The sequence below is a fragment of the Flavobacterium sp. genome, assembly GCF_029945805.1.
In the GTDB taxonomy this organism is placed as follows: Bacteria; Bacteroidota; Bacteroidia; order Flavobacteriales; family Flavobacteriaceae; genus Flavobacterium.
Window position 1 is genome coordinate 1 of the sequence record NZ_JAQSDH010000037.1, and the last position, 19,953, is coordinate 19,953.

The 19,953-nt window shown below is 33.5% G+C and carries 20 protein-coding genes; 10 read left to right on the forward strand and 10 right to left on the reverse strand.

Translation table 11 applies throughout. The features are described 5' to 3' along the window. Positions 1 to 95: 95 nt before the first annotated feature. From PSU83_RS09495 to PSU83_RS09515, 5 genes are all read left to right on the forward strand, one after another. Positions 96 to 593 (forward strand): hypothetical protein, encoded by a 498-nt coding sequence (locus PSU83_RS09495; protein ID WP_300589165.1) that lies wholly within the window; start codon positions 96 to 98, stop codon positions 591 to 593. A 209-nt stretch (positions 594 to 802) separates the two neighbouring features. Then, on the forward strand, positions 803 to 1,945 hold the full coding sequence (locus PSU83_RS09500; protein ID WP_300589166.1) for an alpha/beta hydrolase-fold protein: 1,143 nt from the start codon (positions 803 to 805) through the stop codon (positions 1,943 to 1,945). Positions 1,946 to 2,015: 70 nt separating this feature from the next. Continuing rightward, positions 2,016 to 3,437, forward strand: coding sequence for a leucyl aminopeptidase family protein (locus PSU83_RS09505; RefSeq protein ID WP_300589168.1), 1,422 nt, complete (start codon positions 2,016 to 2,018; stop codon positions 3,435 to 3,437). Between the two features lies 1 nt (position 3,438). Continuing rightward, positions 3,439 to 4,659, forward strand: coding sequence for an ATP-grasp domain-containing protein (locus tag PSU83_RS09510; RefSeq protein WP_300589169.1), 1,221 nt, complete (start codon positions 3,439 to 3,441; stop codon positions 4,657 to 4,659). A gap of 5 nt (positions 4,660 to 4,664) precedes the next feature. Then, positions 4,665 to 5,210 carry a hypothetical protein gene (locus PSU83_RS09515; protein ID WP_300589170.1) on the forward strand — a complete coding sequence of 182 codons (546 nt, stop codon included), beginning with the start codon at positions 4,665 to 4,667 and terminating at the stop codon, positions 5,208 to 5,210. A gap of 66 nt (positions 5,211 to 5,276) precedes the next feature. Here the strand turns inward: PSU83_RS09515 and PSU83_RS09520 are convergent, their stop codons facing one another. The 8 genes from PSU83_RS09520 to PSU83_RS09555 all read right to left on the reverse strand — a co-directional run bounded on the left by PSU83_RS09520 (position 5,277) and on the right by PSU83_RS09555 (position 12,783). Next, complete coding sequence (locus PSU83_RS09520) at positions 5,277 to 6,467, reverse strand: hypothetical protein (RefSeq protein ID WP_300589171.1); 1,191 nt, start codon at positions 6,465 to 6,467, stop codon at positions 5,277 to 5,279. Between the two features lie 4 nt (positions 6,468 to 6,471). Next, positions 6,472 to 6,879, reverse strand: a complete 408-nt coding sequence (locus PSU83_RS09525; protein ID WP_300589172.1) for a hypothetical protein — start codon at positions 6,877 to 6,879, stop codon at positions 6,472 to 6,474. Positions 6,880 to 6,890: 11 nt separating this feature from the next. Further along, a complete protein-coding gene (locus tag PSU83_RS09530) occupies positions 6,891 to 7,718 on the reverse strand; it encodes a GMP synthase (RefSeq protein WP_300589173.1) in 828 nt (275 codons plus the stop codon). Between the two features lie 107 nt (positions 7,719 to 7,825). Further along, positions 7,826 to 8,935 carry a carboxylate-amine ligase gene (locus tag PSU83_RS09535; RefSeq protein WP_300589174.1) on the reverse strand — a complete coding sequence of 370 codons (1,110 nt, stop codon included), beginning with the start codon at positions 8,933 to 8,935 and terminating at the stop codon, positions 7,826 to 7,828. A gap of 168 nt (positions 8,936 to 9,103) precedes the next feature. Beyond that, complete coding sequence (locus PSU83_RS09540) at positions 9,104 to 10,045, reverse strand: hypothetical protein (protein ID WP_300589176.1); 942 nt, start codon at positions 10,043 to 10,045, stop codon at positions 9,104 to 9,106. Between the two features lie 31 nt (positions 10,046 to 10,076). Then, positions 10,077 to 10,790, reverse strand: coding sequence for an esterase (locus PSU83_RS09545; RefSeq protein ID WP_300589177.1), 714 nt, complete (start codon positions 10,788 to 10,790; stop codon positions 10,077 to 10,079). A gap of 169 nt (positions 10,791 to 10,959) precedes the next feature. Then, positions 10,960 to 11,352, reverse strand: coding sequence for a glyoxalase (locus tag PSU83_RS09550; RefSeq protein WP_300589178.1), 393 nt, complete (start codon positions 11,350 to 11,352; stop codon positions 10,960 to 10,962). An 81-nt stretch (positions 11,353 to 11,433) separates the two neighbouring features. Then, entirely contained in the window at positions 11,434 to 12,783 is a 1,350-nt protein-coding gene (locus tag PSU83_RS09555; RefSeq protein WP_300589179.1) for an OmpA family protein, read from the reverse strand. A gap of 252 nt (positions 12,784 to 13,035) precedes the next feature. Here PSU83_RS09555 and PSU83_RS09560 point away from each other — a divergent pair, with 252 nt between their 5' ends. After that, on the forward strand, positions 13,036 to 13,419 hold the full coding sequence (locus tag PSU83_RS09560; RefSeq protein ID WP_300589180.1) for a hotdog domain-containing protein: 384 nt from the start codon (positions 13,036 to 13,038) through the stop codon (positions 13,417 to 13,419). Here the strand turns inward: PSU83_RS09560 and PSU83_RS09565 are convergent. Beyond that, positions 13,414 to 14,676 (reverse strand): mechanosensitive ion channel domain-containing protein, encoded by a 1,263-nt coding sequence (locus tag PSU83_RS09565; protein WP_300589181.1) that lies wholly within the window; start codon positions 14,674 to 14,676, stop codon positions 13,414 to 13,416. The two genes, PSU83_RS09560 and PSU83_RS09565, sit on opposite strands and share 6 nt — an antisense overlap. Next, positions 14,669 to 14,947 (reverse strand): DUF3817 domain-containing protein, encoded by a 279-nt coding sequence (locus tag PSU83_RS09570; RefSeq protein ID WP_300589182.1) that lies wholly within the window; start codon positions 14,945 to 14,947, stop codon positions 14,669 to 14,671. The genes PSU83_RS09565 and PSU83_RS09570 overlap by 8 nt, the downstream gene beginning before the upstream one ends. A gap of 93 nt (positions 14,948 to 15,040) precedes the next feature. Between PSU83_RS09570 and PSU83_RS09575 the strand changes: the two genes are divergently transcribed. The 4 genes from PSU83_RS09575 to PSU83_RS09590 all read left to right on the forward strand — a co-directional run bounded on the left by PSU83_RS09575 (position 15,041) and on the right by PSU83_RS09590 (position 19,907). Continuing rightward, the gene (locus PSU83_RS09575) at positions 15,041 to 15,565 is read left to right on the forward strand and encodes a DUF6155 family protein (protein ID WP_300589183.1); all 525 of its coding nucleotides are present in this window, start codon (positions 15,041 to 15,043) and stop codon (positions 15,563 to 15,565) included. Positions 15,566 to 15,631: 66 nt separating this feature from the next. Continuing rightward, positions 15,632 to 17,158 (forward strand): DEAD/DEAH box helicase, encoded by a 1,527-nt coding sequence (locus PSU83_RS09580; protein WP_300589185.1) that lies wholly within the window; start codon positions 15,632 to 15,634, stop codon positions 17,156 to 17,158. A gap of 237 nt (positions 17,159 to 17,395) precedes the next feature. Further along, positions 17,396 to 19,312 carry a DUF294 nucleotidyltransferase-like domain-containing protein gene (locus PSU83_RS09585; protein WP_300589186.1) on the forward strand — a complete coding sequence of 639 codons (1,917 nt, stop codon included), beginning with the start codon at positions 17,396 to 17,398 and terminating at the stop codon, positions 19,310 to 19,312. A 1-nt stretch (position 19,313) separates the two neighbouring features. Then, the gene (locus PSU83_RS09590; RefSeq protein WP_300589187.1) at positions 19,314 to 19,907 is read left to right on the forward strand and encodes a 3'-5' exonuclease; all 594 of its coding nucleotides are present in this window, start codon (positions 19,314 to 19,316) and stop codon (positions 19,905 to 19,907) included. Positions 19,908 to 19,953: the final 46 nt, after the last annotated feature.

The following is a 19,953-nucleotide window of genomic DNA, read 5'->3' on the forward strand; positions in this document are numbered from 1 at the left end:
AGATATGAAATAAAATCAAACGGTTTTATTTTTTATCGGACAATAATGATTTAAATTATAATTTCGCTCTGGTAATTAACTTAATTAATATCAAAATGAACGACGCACATTTACACATGATTTTTAATCATTTTCCGATCATTGGAACCATTTTCGGATTGGGAATTCTACTAACTGGAATACTGACTAAAAACAATTCGATTAAGAATGTTTCTTATGTTTTGTTCATCATAGCTGCAATTACGGCTTTCATAAGCATGACTACTGGAGAAGGAGCAGAGGAGCTAGTTGAAGACATGCCAAGTGTTGGAAATAAAATAATTCACGAACACGAAGAAATTGCAGAAAAATTAGCTTTAGTTTTATATGTACTAGGTGCCGTTTCAATTTTAGGATTGTACACTAATAGTAAGATTCACAGCAAAGCAAAATTAGTTTCTTTTGTTGTTGCTGTTATCGCAATTGCTGGAGTCGTTTTAGGAAAATTTGTGGGAACTTCAGGCGGTGAAATTCGTCATACCGAAATCAGAGCCGATTCTAATGCAGGAAATTCAAACAGTGAAGGTGCTAAACCCGAAAATGATAATGACTAAAACGAAATCATTTTAGATATTCGAACGCCTAATTGCAAAAAACGATTAGGCTTTTTTTATATAGTTTTCTCAAAATACAGCGCTAAAAAATACTATTATGTTAGTTGATTTGTATTCTATTTAAATATTGATATATTTTATAAAAATACTTTGTTATAAAATTGCAAAAAGGTATTTTTACGTTTAATACGAATATGTGTAAACCTCCAATGAATAAAGAACCTAGCGTTGTGACAGAAGATTTAGAAATTAAAAACATAGTCGAACCCCAACTCAATATTATATTGACGACTGACGAAGATGATGATCGACCCGTTTTTATTTCTGGCAATTTTAATAATTGGACTACACAAGATAAAAAGTTCGAAATGGAGAAAGTGGGACTAGGATTGTATCACTTTAAATTTGAGCCTGATTTTGTTTATCCGGAACAATTATTATACAAGTTTACCCGAGGAGATTGGAGTGAAGTCGAGATTGATAAATATGGGAATCGTACCGATAACCGTTCGTGTAAAAAGCACAACGGAATTCACAAAGAACATGTTGCAAAATGGCGTCACAATTGGTTGCCATTTAAATCAAATTTTTTGCCCAAAGTACATTTAATTTCAGAAGAGTTTGAAATTCCACAACTCAATAAAACCAGAAGAATTTGGGCTCTATTGCCTCATGACTATGAAACTTCAACCGAAAGCTATCCCGTTTTATATTTACAGGATGCGCAGAATCTATTCAATGAAAAAGCGAAATATGGCAACTGGGAAATAGATAAAAAACTTGCGGTAATGGCAGAATATAACATTGGAAACATCATTGTCATTGCTGTCGAACATGCCGAAAAAGAACGTATCAAAGAATACAATGTTGGTAATACAGTTCTTGGAAACGGTCAAGGAAAAAAATACATTCGTTTTGTAACTGAAACACTTAAACCATTTATCGACAGTAACTTCCGAACCAAATCAGATAGAGAACACACCGGAATAGGAGGAAGTTCTATGGGCGGATTAGTAAGTATTTTTTCTGGAATAATGTATCCTGAAGTTTTTGGAAAACTGATGATATTCTCTCCTTCGCTTTGGGTTGTTCCAAAAATTAAGCTGTCATTTTTAGATACGGATGAACCGCAGGATACGCGAATTTACTTATATGCAGGTGGCGATGAAAGTGCAACAATGATTGATCACGTTAAGAATTTCAAGAAAAGATTACTAAAAAAAGAAGGCTACGCCGATAAAATGAAAGTGCGTTTAAGCATCAAAATGGAAGGAAAACACAACGAACGGTATTGGAGCGACGAATTTCCAAAAGCCATTGAATGGATGTACTTTAGCGATAAAAATGAATAACTATTAAAAATTAAACCTTTGTGAACGTTGTGGCTTCTTCGTGAACGTTGCTTTTAAACTATTAAAACAAATGAAAATTAAAAAAATACAAAATCTCGATAACTTCATTGGAACTATTTTAATTCCGGTTTTTGAAACTACACAAAAAAGTATTGTACCGATAGAATACCACGGAGTTTCAGTATATTCCCAAGTATTTTACGGGAAAAAAGATACCCATTATTTAGTAGAGAAATACGATTGTACTCATATTTTCATTGGTCTGGGAAAGGAGTCCGATTATAAATCAATAAAGACTATCTTCAGAAGAATTGCTGCGAAGCAAAAAGAAGTTTTTGGTAAAAATGTGGCTTTGGTTATTCCTGATACTTTCCAAATAAATCAAGTCGAAGCAGCTATTTCTGGACTTTTACTTGGAACCTACAATCTTGGTCATTACAAAAAAACAGAAATGCATCCTTTTTTGAATGCTGATTTTGAATTGATCTATATTGCTAATTCTGATTATGACGAAGCAATGTCTAAAGCAATCAAAATAGCCAATGCCCAACTCGAAACTTACGCTTTGGTCGATTTGCCACCCAATAAAGTCACCCCTATCTATTTAGCCAATTGGGCAATTGATAGCGGGAAAAAATACGGATTTGAAGTTACTGTTTTTGGTAGAGAAAAATCGACAGCAATTGGTTTGCATTCGTTCCTATCTGTTGGAAAAGGAAGCGCCCAGGAACCACAATTCATCATCATGGAATACAAACCTGCTAATGCCAAAAAACATGTTGGTTTGGTTGGAAAAGGAATCACGTTTGACACAGGCGGTTTGAATATTAAAACTGCTGGAATGGTGCAGATGAAATGCGATATGGCTGGAGGTGCTGCAGTTCTTGGAGCCATGCAATTGATTTCTGATTTGCAATTACCTGTTCAAGTTACGGCTATAGTTCCGGCTTGCGAGAATTCAGTTGATGCTTTGTCCTTTTTACCAAGTGATGTGATTCAAAGTTATGCCGGACATTCCATTGAAATTATTGATACCGATGCCGAAGGAAGACTGATTTTGGCAGATGGTTTATCGTACTTAATTAAAAATTACAAACCCGATACTGTCGTCGATTTGGCTACCTTAACCGGAAGCGTTGTCGGAACTTTAGGTTATGAATGTGCTGGATTGTTTACAAATAATGATGATTTATCCAAAAAACTACAACATGCAGGCGAAGCGGTCGGAGAGCGTTTGTGGCAGTTACCACTTTGGGATGCGTACAGTCCAGATATTGAAAGTGAAATTGCTGATGTTAAAAACTACTCTGGAAAACCAGTTGCGGGCGCAATCTCGGCAGCTAAATTTTTAGAATTTTTTACAGATAAGCATACTTCTTGGGCACATCTTGATATTGCTGGTGTGGCCTTTGGTGATGATGAGTTTGCCAAATCCAAACATGCTACAGCCTATGGAGTGCACTTAATTACTAACTTTATTGAAAATCTATAGCATGGAAAATCCAATAAAAAACTTCATCTGTATTTCAAATTATTTTAAAGGAAATGATTTCTTAATCAATCTTAAAAAACAAGGTAACCGAGTGTATTTGATTACTTCCGAAAAGCTCCGCGACAAGCCTTGGGCCTTTGATTATATTGATGAAATCTATTTTATGCCTGGTCAAGATGTGGATTGGAACTTAGAAGATCTTTTAGCCGGCGTCGCAAGATTGATGCGTCATAAAAAGATTGATGCTATTATTGCTTTAGACGATTTTGATGTTGAAAAAGCGGCTTATCTAAGAGAAAATCTTAGAATTGACGGAATGGGTCAAACTACAGGAAGATACTTTCGTGATAAACTAGCCATGAGAATGAAGGCTAAAGATGCCGGAATTCCAATTCCAGCCTTTAGTTCGTTGTTTAATGATGATGAAATCAATGAATTTGCGGATAACATTGCACCGCCTTGGCTTTTAAAACCGCGTTCTGAAGCTTCGGCATCCGGAATTATAAAAGTCAATTCAAAGGAAGAATTGTGGCAAAAAATTCATGGTTTAGGAGATACTAATAGACTAAAATATCTCGTAGAACAGTTCAAGCCTGGATCAGTGTATCATTGTGATGGATTGAATTGGAAAGGAAAAACAGTGTTCTCCATAACTTCTCAATATTTGGCAACACCAATGGAAATCTCGCAAGGTGGCGGAATTTTTAGAAGTGCCAACATTCCGTACAATTCAAAAGACGATAAGCAAATAAAAAAAGGAAACGAGCAAGTTTTAAAAGCTTTCGGGATGATGCACGGAGCCAATCATACTGAATTTATCAAATGCAACGACGATGGAAAAATCTATTTCCTTGAAACCGCTTCTCGAGTTGGAGGCGCACATTTAGCTGAAATGGTGGATGCTGCTTCGGGAGTAAATCTTTGGAAAGAATGGGCCAAAATTGAAGATTGCTTAGCAAAAGGAAAAGAGTATAAATTACCTGAAATTAAAAAAGAATTTGCAGGCATTGTACTTACACTATCTAAATTTGAGCAGCCAGATTTATCAGATTTTGATGATAGTGAAGTTTGTTTCAAAGTCCCGCTCGATCACCATGCAGGCTTGATCGTAAAATGTGATTCGCATGCAAGAGTACGAGAATTGCTAGATGATTATGCTGAAAGATTAATCAGGGATTTTGCGACAGTTGCTCAACAACCAGCTGTAAAAAAATTACATTAAAATTCGTGGCAAATAAAATCTACCGCAAACACAATTTTCACAAACATACTTTCTGTATTTGGAAGGAAGTGCTGCATTCCGAGATTGCCGACTTAAAAATAAACTACACAAGTCAATCCGGAAGCCGATACATTTTTACAGAGCAAGGTTTGTATCGCATTTCGGATCATTGGGGAAGAGTGGCGAATTGTCACTGGCGGTTGATTCCGTTAGCCGAATTTAAAAGTCAACACAATATTGTGGCTTTTGCTAAATGGTTCGATTTTTATTCAAATGACGATACTTCGAAGCTCTTTTTTATAAAAGTGGATACGGAAACGAAAGCAGTCAATTTCTACCACAAACAAAGTGCTGAAGATCAAAATTGTGTTTTCCGAAACGCCAAAGAAACTGCCAAAACCATCAGAACGCTCAAAGAAGTTTTAACCGAAACGAATTGGGCAAAGTATTTGAAATACGATGATTTTGAAATTTTGAGAAAAAAAGTTGTTTCCGAATTGGTGAATTCTGATAAAAGTTTTTTGGAGATAAAAAAAGTATATTTAGTTTAGTAAAAAATACTACTATTTTAAAGTTCTCTGTGATTCTCTTTGTTTCTCTGTGAATCTCAGTGAAATTTACTTCTCAAACATTCCAACTGTTCCACCAACCCAATCTTTATCTTTATTGAATTTTACACCAATCATTTCACCGCGACTTAATCGCACCAGATTGGTAACTAGAGTAGGGGATTCATCGTTTTTTTTCCATACGGCTAATATTCTAACTTCAGCTTTTACTTTTCCGTCAGGCGATTGGATAATGGGTTTATAATTTACTTTTTTCTGAAGAATGTATAAATCTTTTTCTTTTACAGCTTCAATATCTTCTATTTTGACATGAAAAATTACACCACTTCCTGAAAAGGAAAATAAAGGCTTCAAAACATAATTTTCTAGATCTTCTGGGATTTGCTTTAAATCAGATAATAATGTGGTTTCGATAAAATACTTGCCTTTAAGATACGGTAGAATAAATTTACTAATTCGAAAAAACCAGTTTGGATGTCCGGCCCATTCGACATCAACATCAGATGAGAAATCGAAGTTGAGTTTTAAGTCGGTTCGCAAATCCAATTCATCAAAAATTACACGATTGTAGATTCGCTTCACGATAATTTCAACACCTTTATCATTCTTATAGAAAAGTTGTTTTCCTTTTTGATACAACTCGGTTACGCAAACAATTGGAATTCCAATATCACGATGGCAATAATAGAAATCTATTTTGGTGTTTTGTTTTTCGGGTTCAATTTCTAGGAGAATTACATTTTCTTTTGGATGATTATTACAAATGGCTTCTTCTATTAATTGTAAATAGGTATCAGAATTGAGACCGCTCAAAAAAGGCGTCAATTCTGAAAGAAAAGGGTAGTGGTGGACAAATTTTTGTGATAAATGATTCTGAAAATTAAACAAAGAGGGAAATCCTTGCACTTCAATTAACTTCGGAACAATTTCACCATCTTCTTCGCAAATCCCAAAATCAATCGCTAAAAATGTAGTGTGATTATCTTCATTCGGAACTTTTCTGTTTAATTCCAAAGCTCTATCTGTTAGTGTTTTGAAATCATCTTGCTTAATGAAATTTATAACTTGAGTACAGCCTTCAATCAATTGCTTTTTCAATTCATTTGATATAAAAAAAGGAGTTTCGCCAATACGAAAGGTTACTTCATAATCGAAATCAGTAGTAATGTCATCAATGAAGTTAGTGTACTTATCTTCAGTAAAATTTTCGTTAAAAAGCTGTCTGTATTTAGAGTACATAGTTTTATAAATTGTCTTGTAATTTAGTGTCTATGAATTCATATTCTTCATTATCTTGTCCTATTCCAGAACTTTTCATTTTAAATTTAACATGATTTTCATCTAAAACCTGATACGTGTAAACATCTGTTTGTTTAGAATTATTATGATATTCATAAAACATATTGCCTACAGTCCAGCATTTACCACTTTCGGTGAAATTTGATACTTCTCCATCTTCAATAATAGTAAAAAGTAAAATAAAATTGCCATTCTCAAAACGGTGCATTATCCAGTTTTTGGTCATTCCAACTCTTTGATTGTCTTTTTCAGTTCCAGACCAACTTCCAAATAATTTAGTATCCAATGGTTTTTCCTGAGAGAATGACATATTTGAAATCAAAACAAATAGTACAAAAGTTAATATTTTCATTATGTTATATTTTAATTCGACAATATTTTCTTCGTTTTAATCAAATCATTTATGGCAATGCGCAAGAAATTTGGAATAATTGTTTCATTAGTTTTATAGATTTTAGTTTCATCCAATAAATCTTCTAACATGTCGCGAAACTTTGTTTTTCCTTTCATGGCAATGATCTTATCTCTTTTCTCCGCATTTTTTAAATTGGCAATAAAACTTAAAGCATCCGCTTCAGGGTGAAATTGCAATCCAACGAATTCATCCGAAAAACGAACTCCCATTATGGCGCGTTCATATTCTCGGTGGGTTCTAATTTTTTCTAACGAAATAATTAGGGCGCCTTTTTTACTAAAAATACTCAATTTAGGCTGCACTACTTGGTAATCTCGACTATCTATTGCATAGAAAGGATTTGCCAAACCTTCTAAAATAGCGTCGCTCATTCCGGCTTCCGTTTTATGAACAGTCATTACACCGAAAGAGGTTGATTGTCGCTGATTAATTTGAGCTAAACCAAAGTGATGACAAGCCATCTGAAAGGAGTGACAAATAAATAAAACATGTTTTTTAACCTTTTGCTCTTTATTCCAAACCCATAATTGGTCAATGAAATCATACCATTTTAAGTCCCAATTCCCATCGCCTTCTAATGGATTACCAGGACCGCCAGTTGAAATGTAAATATCAAATTTTTTAATATCTGGAAATTCGTTTTTCCCACGGACATCAAAAATTTGGAACGTAACGATTTGATTAAATTTATTTATAATATCAATGATACAGCGCATTCCCTGATTAGGTTCTCCGTTATACATGTCTAAAACTGCTATTCTAATTTGGTGACTCATCCGCTTTATTTTATGTTACAAAGATAGCTTTTCAATACCAATGGCAATCTCAAAAATCAATTTCTATAAAATCTGAAATCAAAAATCAGTAAGCTGCAATCAAAAATCTATAATCCTTTGGTGAATTCACTTGTAATCATGTCCACTACATCAATTAAACTTCCGGTTTGTTCAAAAACGCTTAATTGTTTATCCGCACCAGTTCCTTCGTTCATAATAGTATGCACATAATTTATTTGTTCCCGACTGCCTAATTCATCCACTACATCGTCTATAAAATCTAACAATTCCAAGATTAATGATTTTGTTTCCACTTCTTTTTGTAACCCAAAATCGATCATGTGATTGTCAATTCCGTAACGAGCTGCACGAAATTTATTTTCTTTAATCAATGCAATGCGATACATATTAAAGCTTGTATTGGAAACATTCAATTTGTATAATTTTGCTACAATAGCCTGAATAATAGCTACGATACACATGGCTTCATCAACAGTTAAACTCATGTCGCAAATACGAAATTCAATCGTGTCATAAAAAGGATGCAAACGCAAATCCCACCAAATTTTCTTTGGATTATCAATACAATTAGTTTTCACTAGTGTATCTAAATAATTATCATAAGAGGCTACAGAATCAAAGTATTCGGGCAAACCGGTTCTCGGAAATTTATCAAATACTTTAGTTCGGAAGGATTTATAACCGGTATTTCTTCCTTCCCAAAATGGAGAGTTAGTCGAAAGTGCAAAAATATGAGGCAAAAAATAACACGCCTGATTCATTAATTGCAAGCCTTGTTCTCGATTCTGAATGCCAACATGACAATGCATCCCAAAAATTAAATTGGAACGCGCAGCATCTTGCAACTCATTTACAATAGTGTGGTATCTGGGATCGTCTGTAATGGGTTGATCTTGCCATCTTGAAAACGGATGGGTCCCAGCACCACCAACAACTAAACCTTGTTTATCGGCTAATTCAACGATTTTACTTCGCAAAAAACGGATTTCCTTACTGGCATCAGCAACACTTTGGCAAATATTGGTCCCAACTTCAACCACCGATTGGTGCATTTCCGCTTTTACTTGTTCATTTAAAATGATTTTGGCACCATCAACAATTTTAGACAAATGAGACCGTAAATCTCTTGTGTCTGGATCAATAATTTGATATTCTTCTTCTACACCGAGTGTAAATATTGGTAGCTTTTTGGTCATATTTCTTTTATTTGAAGCTAATCCAGCTATTCGTTTCAATCTTTTCTTAAAAAAGAAAAGGATTTACACTGCTATCTGGGCTAGGGCATTTTTTTAGTAAGGGAAGTTAGGTCTGAAAGTTACTTAGGAACCAATCCAACTGCTGACTGAAAACAGAGCACCGCCAACTTACTTAGCAGCATCTTTTATAAAGGTTCCCCAAGTTAAATTCATTTGACCTGGCTTTTGCTTTTTGGCGGCTGCTATGGCCATTTTTGCTGACGTTTCAACAACCCATTCAAAATTTTCTGCTCCAACTGAAGTCAATTCAGCATCTGGCGCTGGATTTCCAAAATCAATTGCGTAGGGAATTCCATCTCGAACAGCAAACTCAACGGTATTAAAATCATAACCCAAACCTTTGCATAGCCGTAACGTATAATCTTTAACGGTGGCTAATAATTTTTTATCCATCGTCGGTCCATCTATTACATAGCGCAAATGATGCGGATTCCTTGGTTCATACTGCATAATTCTAACATCCTTGCAGCCCAAACAATACACACGGAAATATTCGGTAAAGACAATTTCTTCTTGTAGCATCATTACTAATTGTCCCGTTTCTTGGTGTTTTTCCCAAAACTCTTCTTTGTTTTCTAATCGGTAAACGTTTTTCCAGCCGCCGCCAGCATAAGGTTTCATATAAGCTGGAAATCCGATATACTCAAAAATTCCTTCCCAATCCATTGGATATTTTAAGTTTCTAAATGATTTGGAGGTGGTATCGGTAGGATGCTCAGCAGAAGGAAGAATCACGGTATTTGGTAACGGAACACCCAGTGTATCAGCCAAGGCATTATTAAAAAATTTATCATCAGCACTCCACCAAAACGGATTGTTGATTACGTTGGTTCCAGTCAAAGCCGCATTTTTTAAAAAAGCACGGTAGAAAGGAACATCCTGAGAAATTCTGTCAATAATTACAGCATATTCGCCCCCTTTATTTTGAACTACTTTATCAATAGAAACGGCTTCAGCAATAATCCCTTTTTCGGCTTTAGAGTTTACTCTGTCTATGAACGCTTGCGGATAGGTGTCTTCCATCCCGAATAATATTCCAATTTTTTTCATATCTGTATTGTTTATGTCTTAGAAATTTGTTTTAGAAAAATTTAATTCTTGATAAATAATGTGGAAACATTTCTTTCCAAACAGGCCAATCGTGTTCTCGGTCCTGTCGGATATCGAGCCAATGGGGTACTTCTTTTTGCGCTAAAATTTTACTCAATTTCAAATTAGCATCCAAGCATATATCCCAATTTGAAGTTCCTAAGATAATATCCATATTCCATAGTTCGCCATCATTCAATCCGTGCAAGTAATCTTCAGGAGAGTTGTAAAACACATCATCATCCCAATGTCCGTCCATAAAATTTTTGATCGAAAAAGCACCACCCATTGAAAACATATGACTTACATATCCCGGATGTTTAAATGCAAAATTAGCCGCGTGATAGCCACCAAAGCTGCATCCAGCAACGACTACCTTTCCGAAAGTAGTATTATTTTTAACACGCTCGACGATTTCATGACAAATCATTTTATCATACCATACATGATTTTGGATGCGATGAACCGGATAGATTCCTTTATTGTAGAAACTGTCTTTATCAATGCTAGCTGGACAAAAGATTTGAATTAAACCTTGGTCGATATACCAACGCGCGCTTTCAATTAATCCTTGGTCTCGATTTTCATGAAAACTTCCCATAGAAGTAGGGAATAGGACGACAGGATATCCGGCATGGCCAAAAACCAACATTTCGATTTCACGGTTCAAATTTGGTGAATGCCATTTAAAATATTCTTCTCTCATAAATTGTTATTAGATTAACAATTATAATGAAAAAATCGTTGTGAAATCGATAAAAATATAGTAATATAGAAGTATTGCGATTTACTTTTTAAAAATATTTAGTTATTAAATTATCTTTAATAAAACGTTTAAAATCTGCTATCGATTTTAATATTTGACAATGATATAACTATTGTTCAATAAGCTGCAGTTGACTTTTCAGGCGCTCGATAAGCATATTCATCATGCGCTTATTCAAATTAGAAGATAACTGAATGTATTCGGCATATTCATCCAAAGTAAAAAAAGCAATTACCATTCCTTTTAAAGAATTTCTGAACTTGATATCGCGCTGTATTACATTTTCTATGTAAGCCATTTTTTTATCAGGTGTTAATTCAAAAAACGACCCTTTTTGTTTTAGAACATAATTAATAAAAACTTGAATGAATAAGTCATTTTGCAATTTCAAAATAGGGCGGAGGGTTCTGTTTTGAAACACTTCTTCAACTGAGGATTGATTGCTAATTGTTCCTAAAGTTTCTCCTCTTAATTCAAGAACATTATTATCTCTAGCTTCCATAAGTTTTTCTTTTAAAGTTATAAAAAAACCCCTGTTGAAAAACAGAGGTTTAGTATAGTTATTAAAAATTGATTGTTAATATTATTTAACTTTAAATAAAGCTTTACGAACCAGACGTCTTGCCCAATCGGATTTTTTGTCAACAGAATCATCTTCTCCTCTAGGTGTTATAGTGATTCTTGATTCACTTATTCCAGCTTTTACTAAAATAGCTTTAACCGCCTGAGCTCTGTCAGAAGATAACTTATTATTATTTTCTGTACTGCCAATTTCATCAGCATAACCAGTAATATCAACATTTTTACTAGGATTATTTTTTAAATAATTTAATATAAATCCGATGTTACTTGCAGAAGCATTATTTGGTGTTGCTTTAGCAGTATCGAAATAAGCCGCTATATATCCTTCATTTATAAGTTGAAGTACAGCGCCTTCAGTGGCAGCTGAACTTGTAGAAGAATTGTTATTTGTAACAGCATTATTAACGTATTTCTCTAGATCATCTGGTACACCGTTATTATTTTTGTCTACCATTCTACCTTTAGTATCAACCGCTACGCCTGCTATAGAATTTTGTTCTACATCTAAGTAATCAGGTACACCATCCTTATCACTATCGTTCATCAATTCTTCGATTTCTCCAATTCTATTATTTAGAGAATCCAGTTTAGAATCATTTTTATCCTCAATAATTGCCCAATCTCCGTGTATTTTTCCTTTTCCAAGTGCTACTGAAAGTCCTAATGAAGTTCTGTAAAGACTTCCCGCTAGGTTATTCTCAGGAGCTGAAAAACTTTGACCATCCCAATTGAAATGTTGTCTAACATTTGAATTAATAGTAAAATCAGCAAATACACTTACGTTTTTAAATATTCTAAATTGCGGTTGTAATCCAGCAACAAGTCCGCCATTCCATTCTTCTAAATCGGAATAAGGACCAATTTGTGGTGACATACGAGAAATCTGAAAACCTAAGTGAAATAACAAACCAAATCGGCCTGCTTGTTTTTGAATATCAAATAATCGTACCAGATTCACAACACCTTCTCCAGAAAACTGAATGTGCTGCATTTGAAAAGGTAAACTTCCTGAATTATTTTGTTCTTGAAGATTGTCAATATTTATATTTGATTTAACCCCAAATTTTGGACTAAACATATATCTAGCACCAAATCCCCAACTATTAAAAGCAACTCCACCAAAAAATTTACCAGGATTGTTTCCATAATAACCAGTTGAATATGGTTTAGAACCTTTAGCTTGACCAAATTGCCCTTCGATAGACCATCTATTAAAAACTTCACCTGTAAGTTCTTTGTCAGGTTGTGCCGCAATAAGATCTAGCGGAACGCTATTTTTCTTGTTTTTTTGCGCATTTGAACTAACTGAAAAACATAATAAAGTTAGCAATAGGAGTAAACTTTTCTTCATAAGATTTGATTTAGGATTATTTAATAAAATTTTAAATCGCTACAAATATAAATGTTTCAATCTAATAATCCACATTTTTAGATTTTATTGAGGCGATAGATCGTATATTTTGAAAACTATCTTGTAATTTGAAGCCTTATTTTGGATATATGCTAATTAAGCTACCAATAAATTTATCATTATCATTTATTAATTTTTTAAAAGTAAATTTTGACCTTTTAAACGCTAATTTTGACTACTAACAATTATAAAATGAGATTTCATACCAGAAAATGGGTCAAACCCGAAGATTTAAATCCGAATCACACCTTATTTGGTGGAAGATTACTCGCATGGATAGATGAGGAGTTGGCTTTATATTCCATAATTCAACTTCAGAATCAAAAAATTGTCACTAAACATATGTCTGAAATCAACTTTAGAAGCTCTGCAAAGCAAGGCGATATAGTTGAAATAGGTATTGATGTTATAAAGTTTGGTCACACTTCCTTAACTTTGAGTTGTACGGTTCGGAACATGATGACTCGAGAAAGCATTATTACCATTGATACTATCACGATGGTTAGCCTTGGAGAAGACGGAAAACCCAAAGCTCATGGGAAAACGCAGGTCGAGTTTAGTAAAGATCGATTATAATTCGACAAAATCACTTTTGCCAGACGGCATCTCATAAATTTCTAGATCAAAATAGGAAATCGAAGCAAAAATATGGTCAAAGATATCAGCCATAATATATTCATAATTTTCAAAACGTTTATCACTCGAAAACGTATAAATTTCTAATGGTATTCCTTGTGGAGTTGGTTGCAACTGGCGGCAAAGCAAAATCATATTTTTGTTTAGACCAGGATGCTGAAGTAAATACTGTGTTATGTATTTTCGGAACAATCCAAAATTAGTCATGTTTCTTCCGTTAATCAGAATTGATTTATCTACTTTGTTTGCTTTATTAAAATTATCAATCTCATTTTGACGAAGGTCAATATATTGACTAACCAAATGGATTTTTTTTAATTCTTGAAGTTCGTCTTCATTTAAAAACCGAATACTGTTTGCTTTGATTAAAATATGTCTTTTGATTCTTCTTCCATGTGAATTTAACATGCCGCGCCAGTTTCGGAACGAATCAGAAATCATACTATAAGTGGGTATCGTTGTGGTTGTGTTGTCAAAGTTTCTCACTTTTACTGTTGCGAGGTTAATTTCGATTACGTCACCATCAGCACCAAATTTGTCAAAAGTTATCCAATCACCAATCCGAACCATATCGTTCAACGATACTTGAACACTAGCGACGAATCCTAAAATAGTATCTCTAAATATCAAAATGATCACGGCAGAAATTGCCCCAAACGTTCCCAACATTGCCGTTGTGGTGATATCAAATATTTTCGAAATAACATAAACAAATGCAAAAATCCATAACATTATCATAATTACTTGAATGTAACTATCGATAGGTTTGTCACTAAATTTTGGGTTTAATTTTAAATAGTCACGGAGCGAATTAAAAATGGTTTTAATAATCCATAAACTCAAAAGAACAATATAAATTGCAACAAGCTTACCAAAAATAGATTCCCAATAAACAAAGTTTTCTAGAATAATTGGAACACATTTATAGATGAATAGAAGTGGAATTAAATGAGCGATATATTTGGCGGTCTTATTGGAAACCAATAAATCATCAAATTTAGTTTTTGATTTTCGAGCAATTACAATCATAGCTCTGACTAGTATGTATCTGAAAATCAAATACATTATATAAGATAGAATCGCTAGTATAAAGATATTGACAAGCAAACTCAAATAAGCTGAAAGAGTTTCGCCTAAGTCCAATTTCTTTAACATAGGATAACACCAACTGAACAATTTTTCAACTAATTTATGCATTTCTTAAATATTTTTTTTCAATATAAAAAGTTCCAAACGGCGGGATTGATGCTAAACAAATTATACCATACTTTTTGAAACTCCAGTTTTCATTAAACTTCAAAATGGTTGCAAAAATTATATATGTAGTAAATAATATTCCATGAGCCATACCAATATGTTTGACATAAATTGGTTCATTAAAAATATATTTCATTGGCATAGCAAAGAAAAAAAGAAGCAATGCCGATATACCTTCAACTAGAGCAATAATTTTAAAAATTTTAAGCATTTTATATTTAATTAGTTTAAGCACGCAAAATTAAGCATATCATTATTCAAAAAACTACAAACTAAATTACTTTTGTAAAAATTTAGCATTTGTATGAGTAAGCGCGATTTAAAAAAATACATTAGAGAACTCAGTAAAGAGCAATTGGAAGAACAAATCATTGAATTGTATGATAAATTCAGTACAGTAAAAGTATACTACGACTTTGCTTTTAATCCGAATGAAAAAAAGCTTATAGATGAAGCAAAAGTTAAAATTGCGAACGAATATTTTCCATCTAAAGGTAAAAGATCAAAAATGCGCCGGACCGTTGCTCAAAAATACATTAAACATTTTCTGACTCTGGGTGTTGATATTTTTATGATTGCCGATCTGATGTTTTTTACTATTGAAACGGCTATGTCGTATTCGAGCAAACGGCAGGTTAAATACGAAACCTTTTTTAAAAGCATCTTTTTAGCTTATCACCAAGCAGTTACTTTTAGTATTGAAAATGGGATTCTTAGTGATTTTTTAGATAGAGTAGTGGCGATTAATGAAGAGGCCAATCGCCAAAACTGGATCAATAAATATGAGTTTAATGCTTTTATAGAAAAAGTAGATGACAATTTTTTGTAAATAAATTATTAATGTTACGCGATAAGTCTTTTTTAGGTGTACTTTTGCAAAATTGTACTAATCGTTATGTCTCAAAAAGATTTTATTCCCGAAACCGAAGATAAAAAGGAACTTTACGGCTACCAAAAAGGCGATATTGACAAAATTTTTGAGCGCCTTGACAATGCTAGAAATGACTATCATTTGCTATACCAATTGCCAACTGGCGGCGGAAAAACGGTAATCTTTTCTGAAATAGTCAGACGCTATTTGTCGCAACACAACAAAAAAGTTGTTGTACTAACGCACCGAATTGAGCTTTGCAAGCAGACATCCAAAATGCTTAAAGGTTTCGATGTCAAAAATAAAATTATCAACAGTACTATTAAAGAATTACCAGACCAGGATGAATATTCGTGTTTTGTTGCGATGGTTGAAACTTTAAAAAACCGTTTGAATGATGAAAAGTTGATGATTGACAATGTGGGTTTAGTTATCATTGACGAAGCACATTATAATTCGTTTAGAAAATTGTTCAGCTCCTTTAAAAATGCTTTTATTCTTGGCGTAACCGCTACACCATTGAGTTCGAATATTAAACTTCCCATGCACAATAATTATGATGAACTTATTGTTGGCGATACCATTCAATCGCTTATCGATAAAGGATTTTTGGCGAAAGCAACCACGTACAGTTACGATGTGGGTTTAACCTCTTTAAAAGTCGGAATTAATGGTGATTATACTGTAAAATCTTCTGATGATTTGTATATGAACATGGTAATGCAGGAAAAATTGCTACATTCTTACACAGAGAAATCATTGGGCAAAAAGACTTTGATATTCAATAACGGAATTAATACTTCGCTGTATGTTTATGAAACGTTTAGGGAAGCTGGATTCGAAATTCGTCATCTTGATAATACTACATCTGTTGAAGATCGAAAAGATATTCTGCATTGGTTTAAAAAGACTCCAGATGCTATTTTGACTTCGGTTGGAATTCTCACGACAGGTTTTGATGAACCTACAGTGGAAAGTATTATTTTAAATAGAGCCACAAAGTCATTGACCTTATATTTTCAAATGATTGGACGTGGCTCACGTAAATTACCTCATAAAAATAATTTTACAGTTATAGATTTAGGAAATAACGCCATCCGATTTGGTTTATGGAATGATTCTATTGATTGGCAACATATTTTTAGATCACCAGAATATTATTTAGAAAATCTTCGTGATGATGTCGAAATTGAAACGCATTTCAAATATGTAATGCCGGATGCAATAAGGAAAATGTTTGCCAATTCAACGGACATAACTATCGATATTGATGAAGAATTTAAGAAAGTTATTGCTCGAAATCAGCGTTCGAAGGAAGTTCTAGAAAAGTCTATCAATCAACATGCGGTAATGTGTGTTGAAAATACAAGCGAATTAAATCAAGCACGGATGCTTTCAAAACTATTATCTGATGATATTGAAAGCCGCGTAGTACAATACGTTAGGTGCTTGGGTAAAACTAGTAAGAATTATCGGGAATGGCTCATGGAAGATTATAAAACTAAACTAAGCTTGGCCATCGGTAAAAAGTTTAGGGAACTGAATTTTTAGAACAAAAGCTTTATTAAAGAGAGCTTATACATATGGAATGTAACAAATTAGCTCTATAAAACTCATTACATAAATTATATAATATTTGAACTATAATTTATATTATGTAAAATAGAATAATTTAAAACAGAGATTCCCTTTGTTACTATCTTTCTTAAATGTTTTTTATAATTGGTTTCTTGTTAGCCTAAGCTTTACTACTTTTGTGTATGATTATATATTCACTAAATGCTAAACATGAGTAATTCTGTTGCTGAAAATATTGCCAATTTTTTAAAAGAATATTCACCATTCTCTTATTTGTCTCATGACGAACTGATTCAAGTTGCTTCCAGTATTGGTGTTGTAAATTTGGATCAGCACAAAATCCTATTTAATATCAACGATAAATTGCACGACAGTTTCTATGTTGTTGCCTCTGGCGTTGTGAATTTGAGTGTGATTGCCGATTCTGAAGAAACGTTGTTAAACAAATGTTATCCTGGTGAAGTTTTTGGGTTACGTCCTTTTTTCGCTAAGAATAACTATATGATGACGGCAAAAGCTCGTGAAGACAGCATCGTTTATGCTATTCCTATTGGTTCATTTAAGCCTTTCGTAGCTCAGAATCCACAGGTTTTGGACTTTTTATTAGAAAGTTTCGCCACCAATACCAGAAATCCGTTCGATAAAGAAAACCGAGGAAAACTAATGACTGATAATGTCTACACCGACAATCAGACAACCGAAATGCAATATTTTCAATCGCTTGCGTATAATAAAACACCGTTAAAAGTCAACAATGCAGCCATTGTAAAAGATACTGCGCAATTAATGACTGAAAATTTATCAGATAGCGTTATTGTTACAGAAAATAACCATCCGGTTGGAATTGTTACTGATAGTGATTTTAGATCTAAAATTGCAAACGGAAGATTTCCTCTTATTTCAACTATAAATCGTATTATGTCTTCGCCTGTTATTACAGTTCCTGAGAATGTTTCGGTCGCTGAAGCACAACTTTTATTATTAAAGCATAATATCAGTCATTTGTGCGTAACTGTTGATGGATCAGATAAATCAGATGTAAAAGGAATAATTTCAGAACATGATTTAATTGTAGCCCAAGCTAACAATCCAGGTGTTTTAATAAAGGAAATTAAACGCTCGCGATCCGCTAAAGAACTTAAAGCCGTTAGAGAAAAATTAACCAATTTAATTCAGAGTTCAATTGCCAAAAATATTCCGCTACCACATATCTATAACATTTCAGGTGAAATTATTACTGCAATAATAAAACGTTCAGTAGAATTGTCGATTCTTGATTTAGGTTCTCCTCCTGCCCGATATGCTTGGTTTAGCATCGGAAGTCAAGGGAGAAAAGAACAGTTTTTATTAACGGATCAAGATAGTTTCCTAGTCTTTGAAGACGTTGCTACCGAAAATTATCGCGACGTTAAAGATTACTTCTTAAAATTAGCCAAAAGAGCTACTACTATACTTGAAAAAGTGGGTTATGCTTACTGTCCAAATGGACACATGGCCAGTAATATGCTTTGGTGCAAATCAATGTCAGAGTGGATAAAACAATATAACACCTGGATGAAAACACCCGGTGAAAAATCCAATGATATCAGTAGTATTTTTTTTGATTACGAATTTGTTATTGGTGAAAGTAAAATTGAAGACGAGTTGAATGAAGTTGTTTTCAAAAACACTAAGAATAATGCACTTTTCTTTGATTTTTTAGGCAATGATGCTTTGAGAAAAAATGCGCCACTAAACTTTTTTAAGAAATTTAATGTTGAAGAAGAAGGTGTAAACAAGGGAAAATTTGATATCAAAAAAAGAGCCATTATGCCTTTGGTAGATGGTGCTCGCCTATTTGCTATCAGTTTAGGTTTAAAAGGAATCAATAATACGCACCAAAGATTTAAACAATTGGCACTGTCCGATCCAAAATTCTCTGAAACATACTTAAATTGCGCAGATGCTTTTTTAATTTTGTCAAAATTTAGAACCCTTGAAGGGTTGAAAAATGACGGTTCAGGCGAATACATCAATGTAGAAGAAATGTCTAAAATTGACAAGGAAAAACTCAAAAATGCCTTGGGACCCATGAAAGATTTGGAAGAATTAATCAAGGATAAATTTCAGTTAACTCAATTTTCGTAATATGTTAGATTGGATTAAAAACATAAATAAGGAATATCCTGAATTTTGGAAACTGTATCTGGCCAAGTTTGAAAGCAAATCTAACCGATATGTGATTTTAAACACAGAAACTACTGGACTAAATCCAAAAAAAGATGTGATTCTTTCCTTTGGAGCCTTAGGAGTTAGCAGTGATATCATCCGAATCGGCGATAATTTTGAAGTTGTTATTTTACAATATAAATATCTGCATGACAATGGATTGTCAAATGAATTTCTAATTGAAAGCAAACTAACGAAACTATCTGAATATCAGGCAATTCAATCACTTGTTGACTATATTGGTAATGCTGTTTTAGTTGGACACCGGATCCACTTCGATATTGAAATGATTAACGATGTTTTGGAAAAAATGCAATGCGGAAAGTTGAAAAATGAAGCGCTAGATATTGAAATAATGCATCAAAAATTACTAGATATTACCAAATCTTTTTCACTCGATGATTTAATAAAGCACTACAAAATTCCTGCAAACGAAAGAAATTCTGCTTCAGATGATGCTTATTCTATCGCGTTGTTATTTCTGAAATTAAAATCTAGATTAGGATTTAAATAAAAAATCCCGCTAATTGCGGGATTTTTCGATCTGTCAAAATCAAACA

Coding starts and splice junctions, on each gene's coding strand:
- PSU83_RS09495 (WP_300589165.1), top strand. CDS start 96: ATGAACGACGCACATTTACACATGATTTTTAATCATTTTCCGATCATT.
- PSU83_RS09500 (WP_300589166.1), top strand. CDS start 803: ATGAATAAAGAACCTAGCGTTGTGACAGAAGATTTAGAAATTAAAAAC.
- PSU83_RS09505 (WP_300589168.1), top strand. CDS start 2,016: ATGAAAATTAAAAAAATACAAAATCTCGATAACTTCATTGGAACTATT.
- PSU83_RS09510 (WP_300589169.1), top strand. CDS start 3,439: ATGGAAAATCCAATAAAAAACTTCATCTGTATTTCAAATTATTTTAAA.
- PSU83_RS09520 (WP_300589171.1), bottom strand. CDS start 6,467: ATGTACTCTAAATACAGACAGCTTTTTAACGAAAATTTTACTGAAGAT.
- PSU83_RS09525 (WP_300589172.1), bottom strand. CDS start 6,879: ATGAAAATATTAACTTTTGTACTATTTGTTTTGATTTCAAATATGTCA.
- PSU83_RS09530 (WP_300589173.1), bottom strand. CDS start 7,718: ATGAGTCACCAAATTAGAATAGCAGTTTTAGACATGTATAACGGAGAA.
- PSU83_RS09535 (WP_300589174.1), bottom strand. CDS start 8,935: ATGACCAAAAAGCTACCAATATTTACACTCGGTGTAGAAGAAGAATAT.
- PSU83_RS09540 (WP_300589176.1), bottom strand. CDS start 10,045: ATGAAAAAAATTGGAATATTATTCGGGATGGAAGACACCTATCCGCAA.
- PSU83_RS09545 (WP_300589177.1), bottom strand. CDS start 10,790: ATGAGAGAAGAATATTTTAAATGGCATTCACCAAATTTGAACCGTGAA.
- PSU83_RS09550 (WP_300589178.1), bottom strand. CDS start 11,352: ATGGAAGCTAGAGATAATAATGTTCTTGAATTAAGAGGAGAAACTTTA.
- PSU83_RS09555 (WP_300589179.1), bottom strand. CDS start 12,783: ATGAAGAAAAGTTTACTCCTATTGCTAACTTTATTATGTTTTTCAGTT.
- PSU83_RS09560 (WP_300589180.1), top strand. CDS start 13,036: ATGAGATTTCATACCAGAAAATGGGTCAAACCCGAAGATTTAAATCCG.
- PSU83_RS09565 (WP_300589181.1), bottom strand. CDS start 14,676: ATGCATAAATTAGTTGAAAAATTGTTCAGTTGGTGTTATCCTATGTTA.
- PSU83_RS09570 (WP_300589182.1), bottom strand. CDS start 14,947: ATGCTTAAAATTTTTAAAATTATTGCTCTAGTTGAAGGTATATCGGCA.
- PSU83_RS09575 (WP_300589183.1), top strand. CDS start 15,041: ATGAGTAAGCGCGATTTAAAAAAATACATTAGAGAACTCAGTAAAGAG.
- PSU83_RS09580 (WP_300589185.1), top strand. CDS start 15,632: ATGTCTCAAAAAGATTTTATTCCCGAAACCGAAGATAAAAAGGAACTT.
- PSU83_RS09585 (WP_300589186.1), top strand. CDS start 17,396: ATGAGTAATTCTGTTGCTGAAAATATTGCCAATTTTTTAAAAGAATAT.
- PSU83_RS09590 (WP_300589187.1), top strand. CDS start 19,314: ATGTTAGATTGGATTAAAAACATAAATAAGGAATATCCTGAATTTTGG.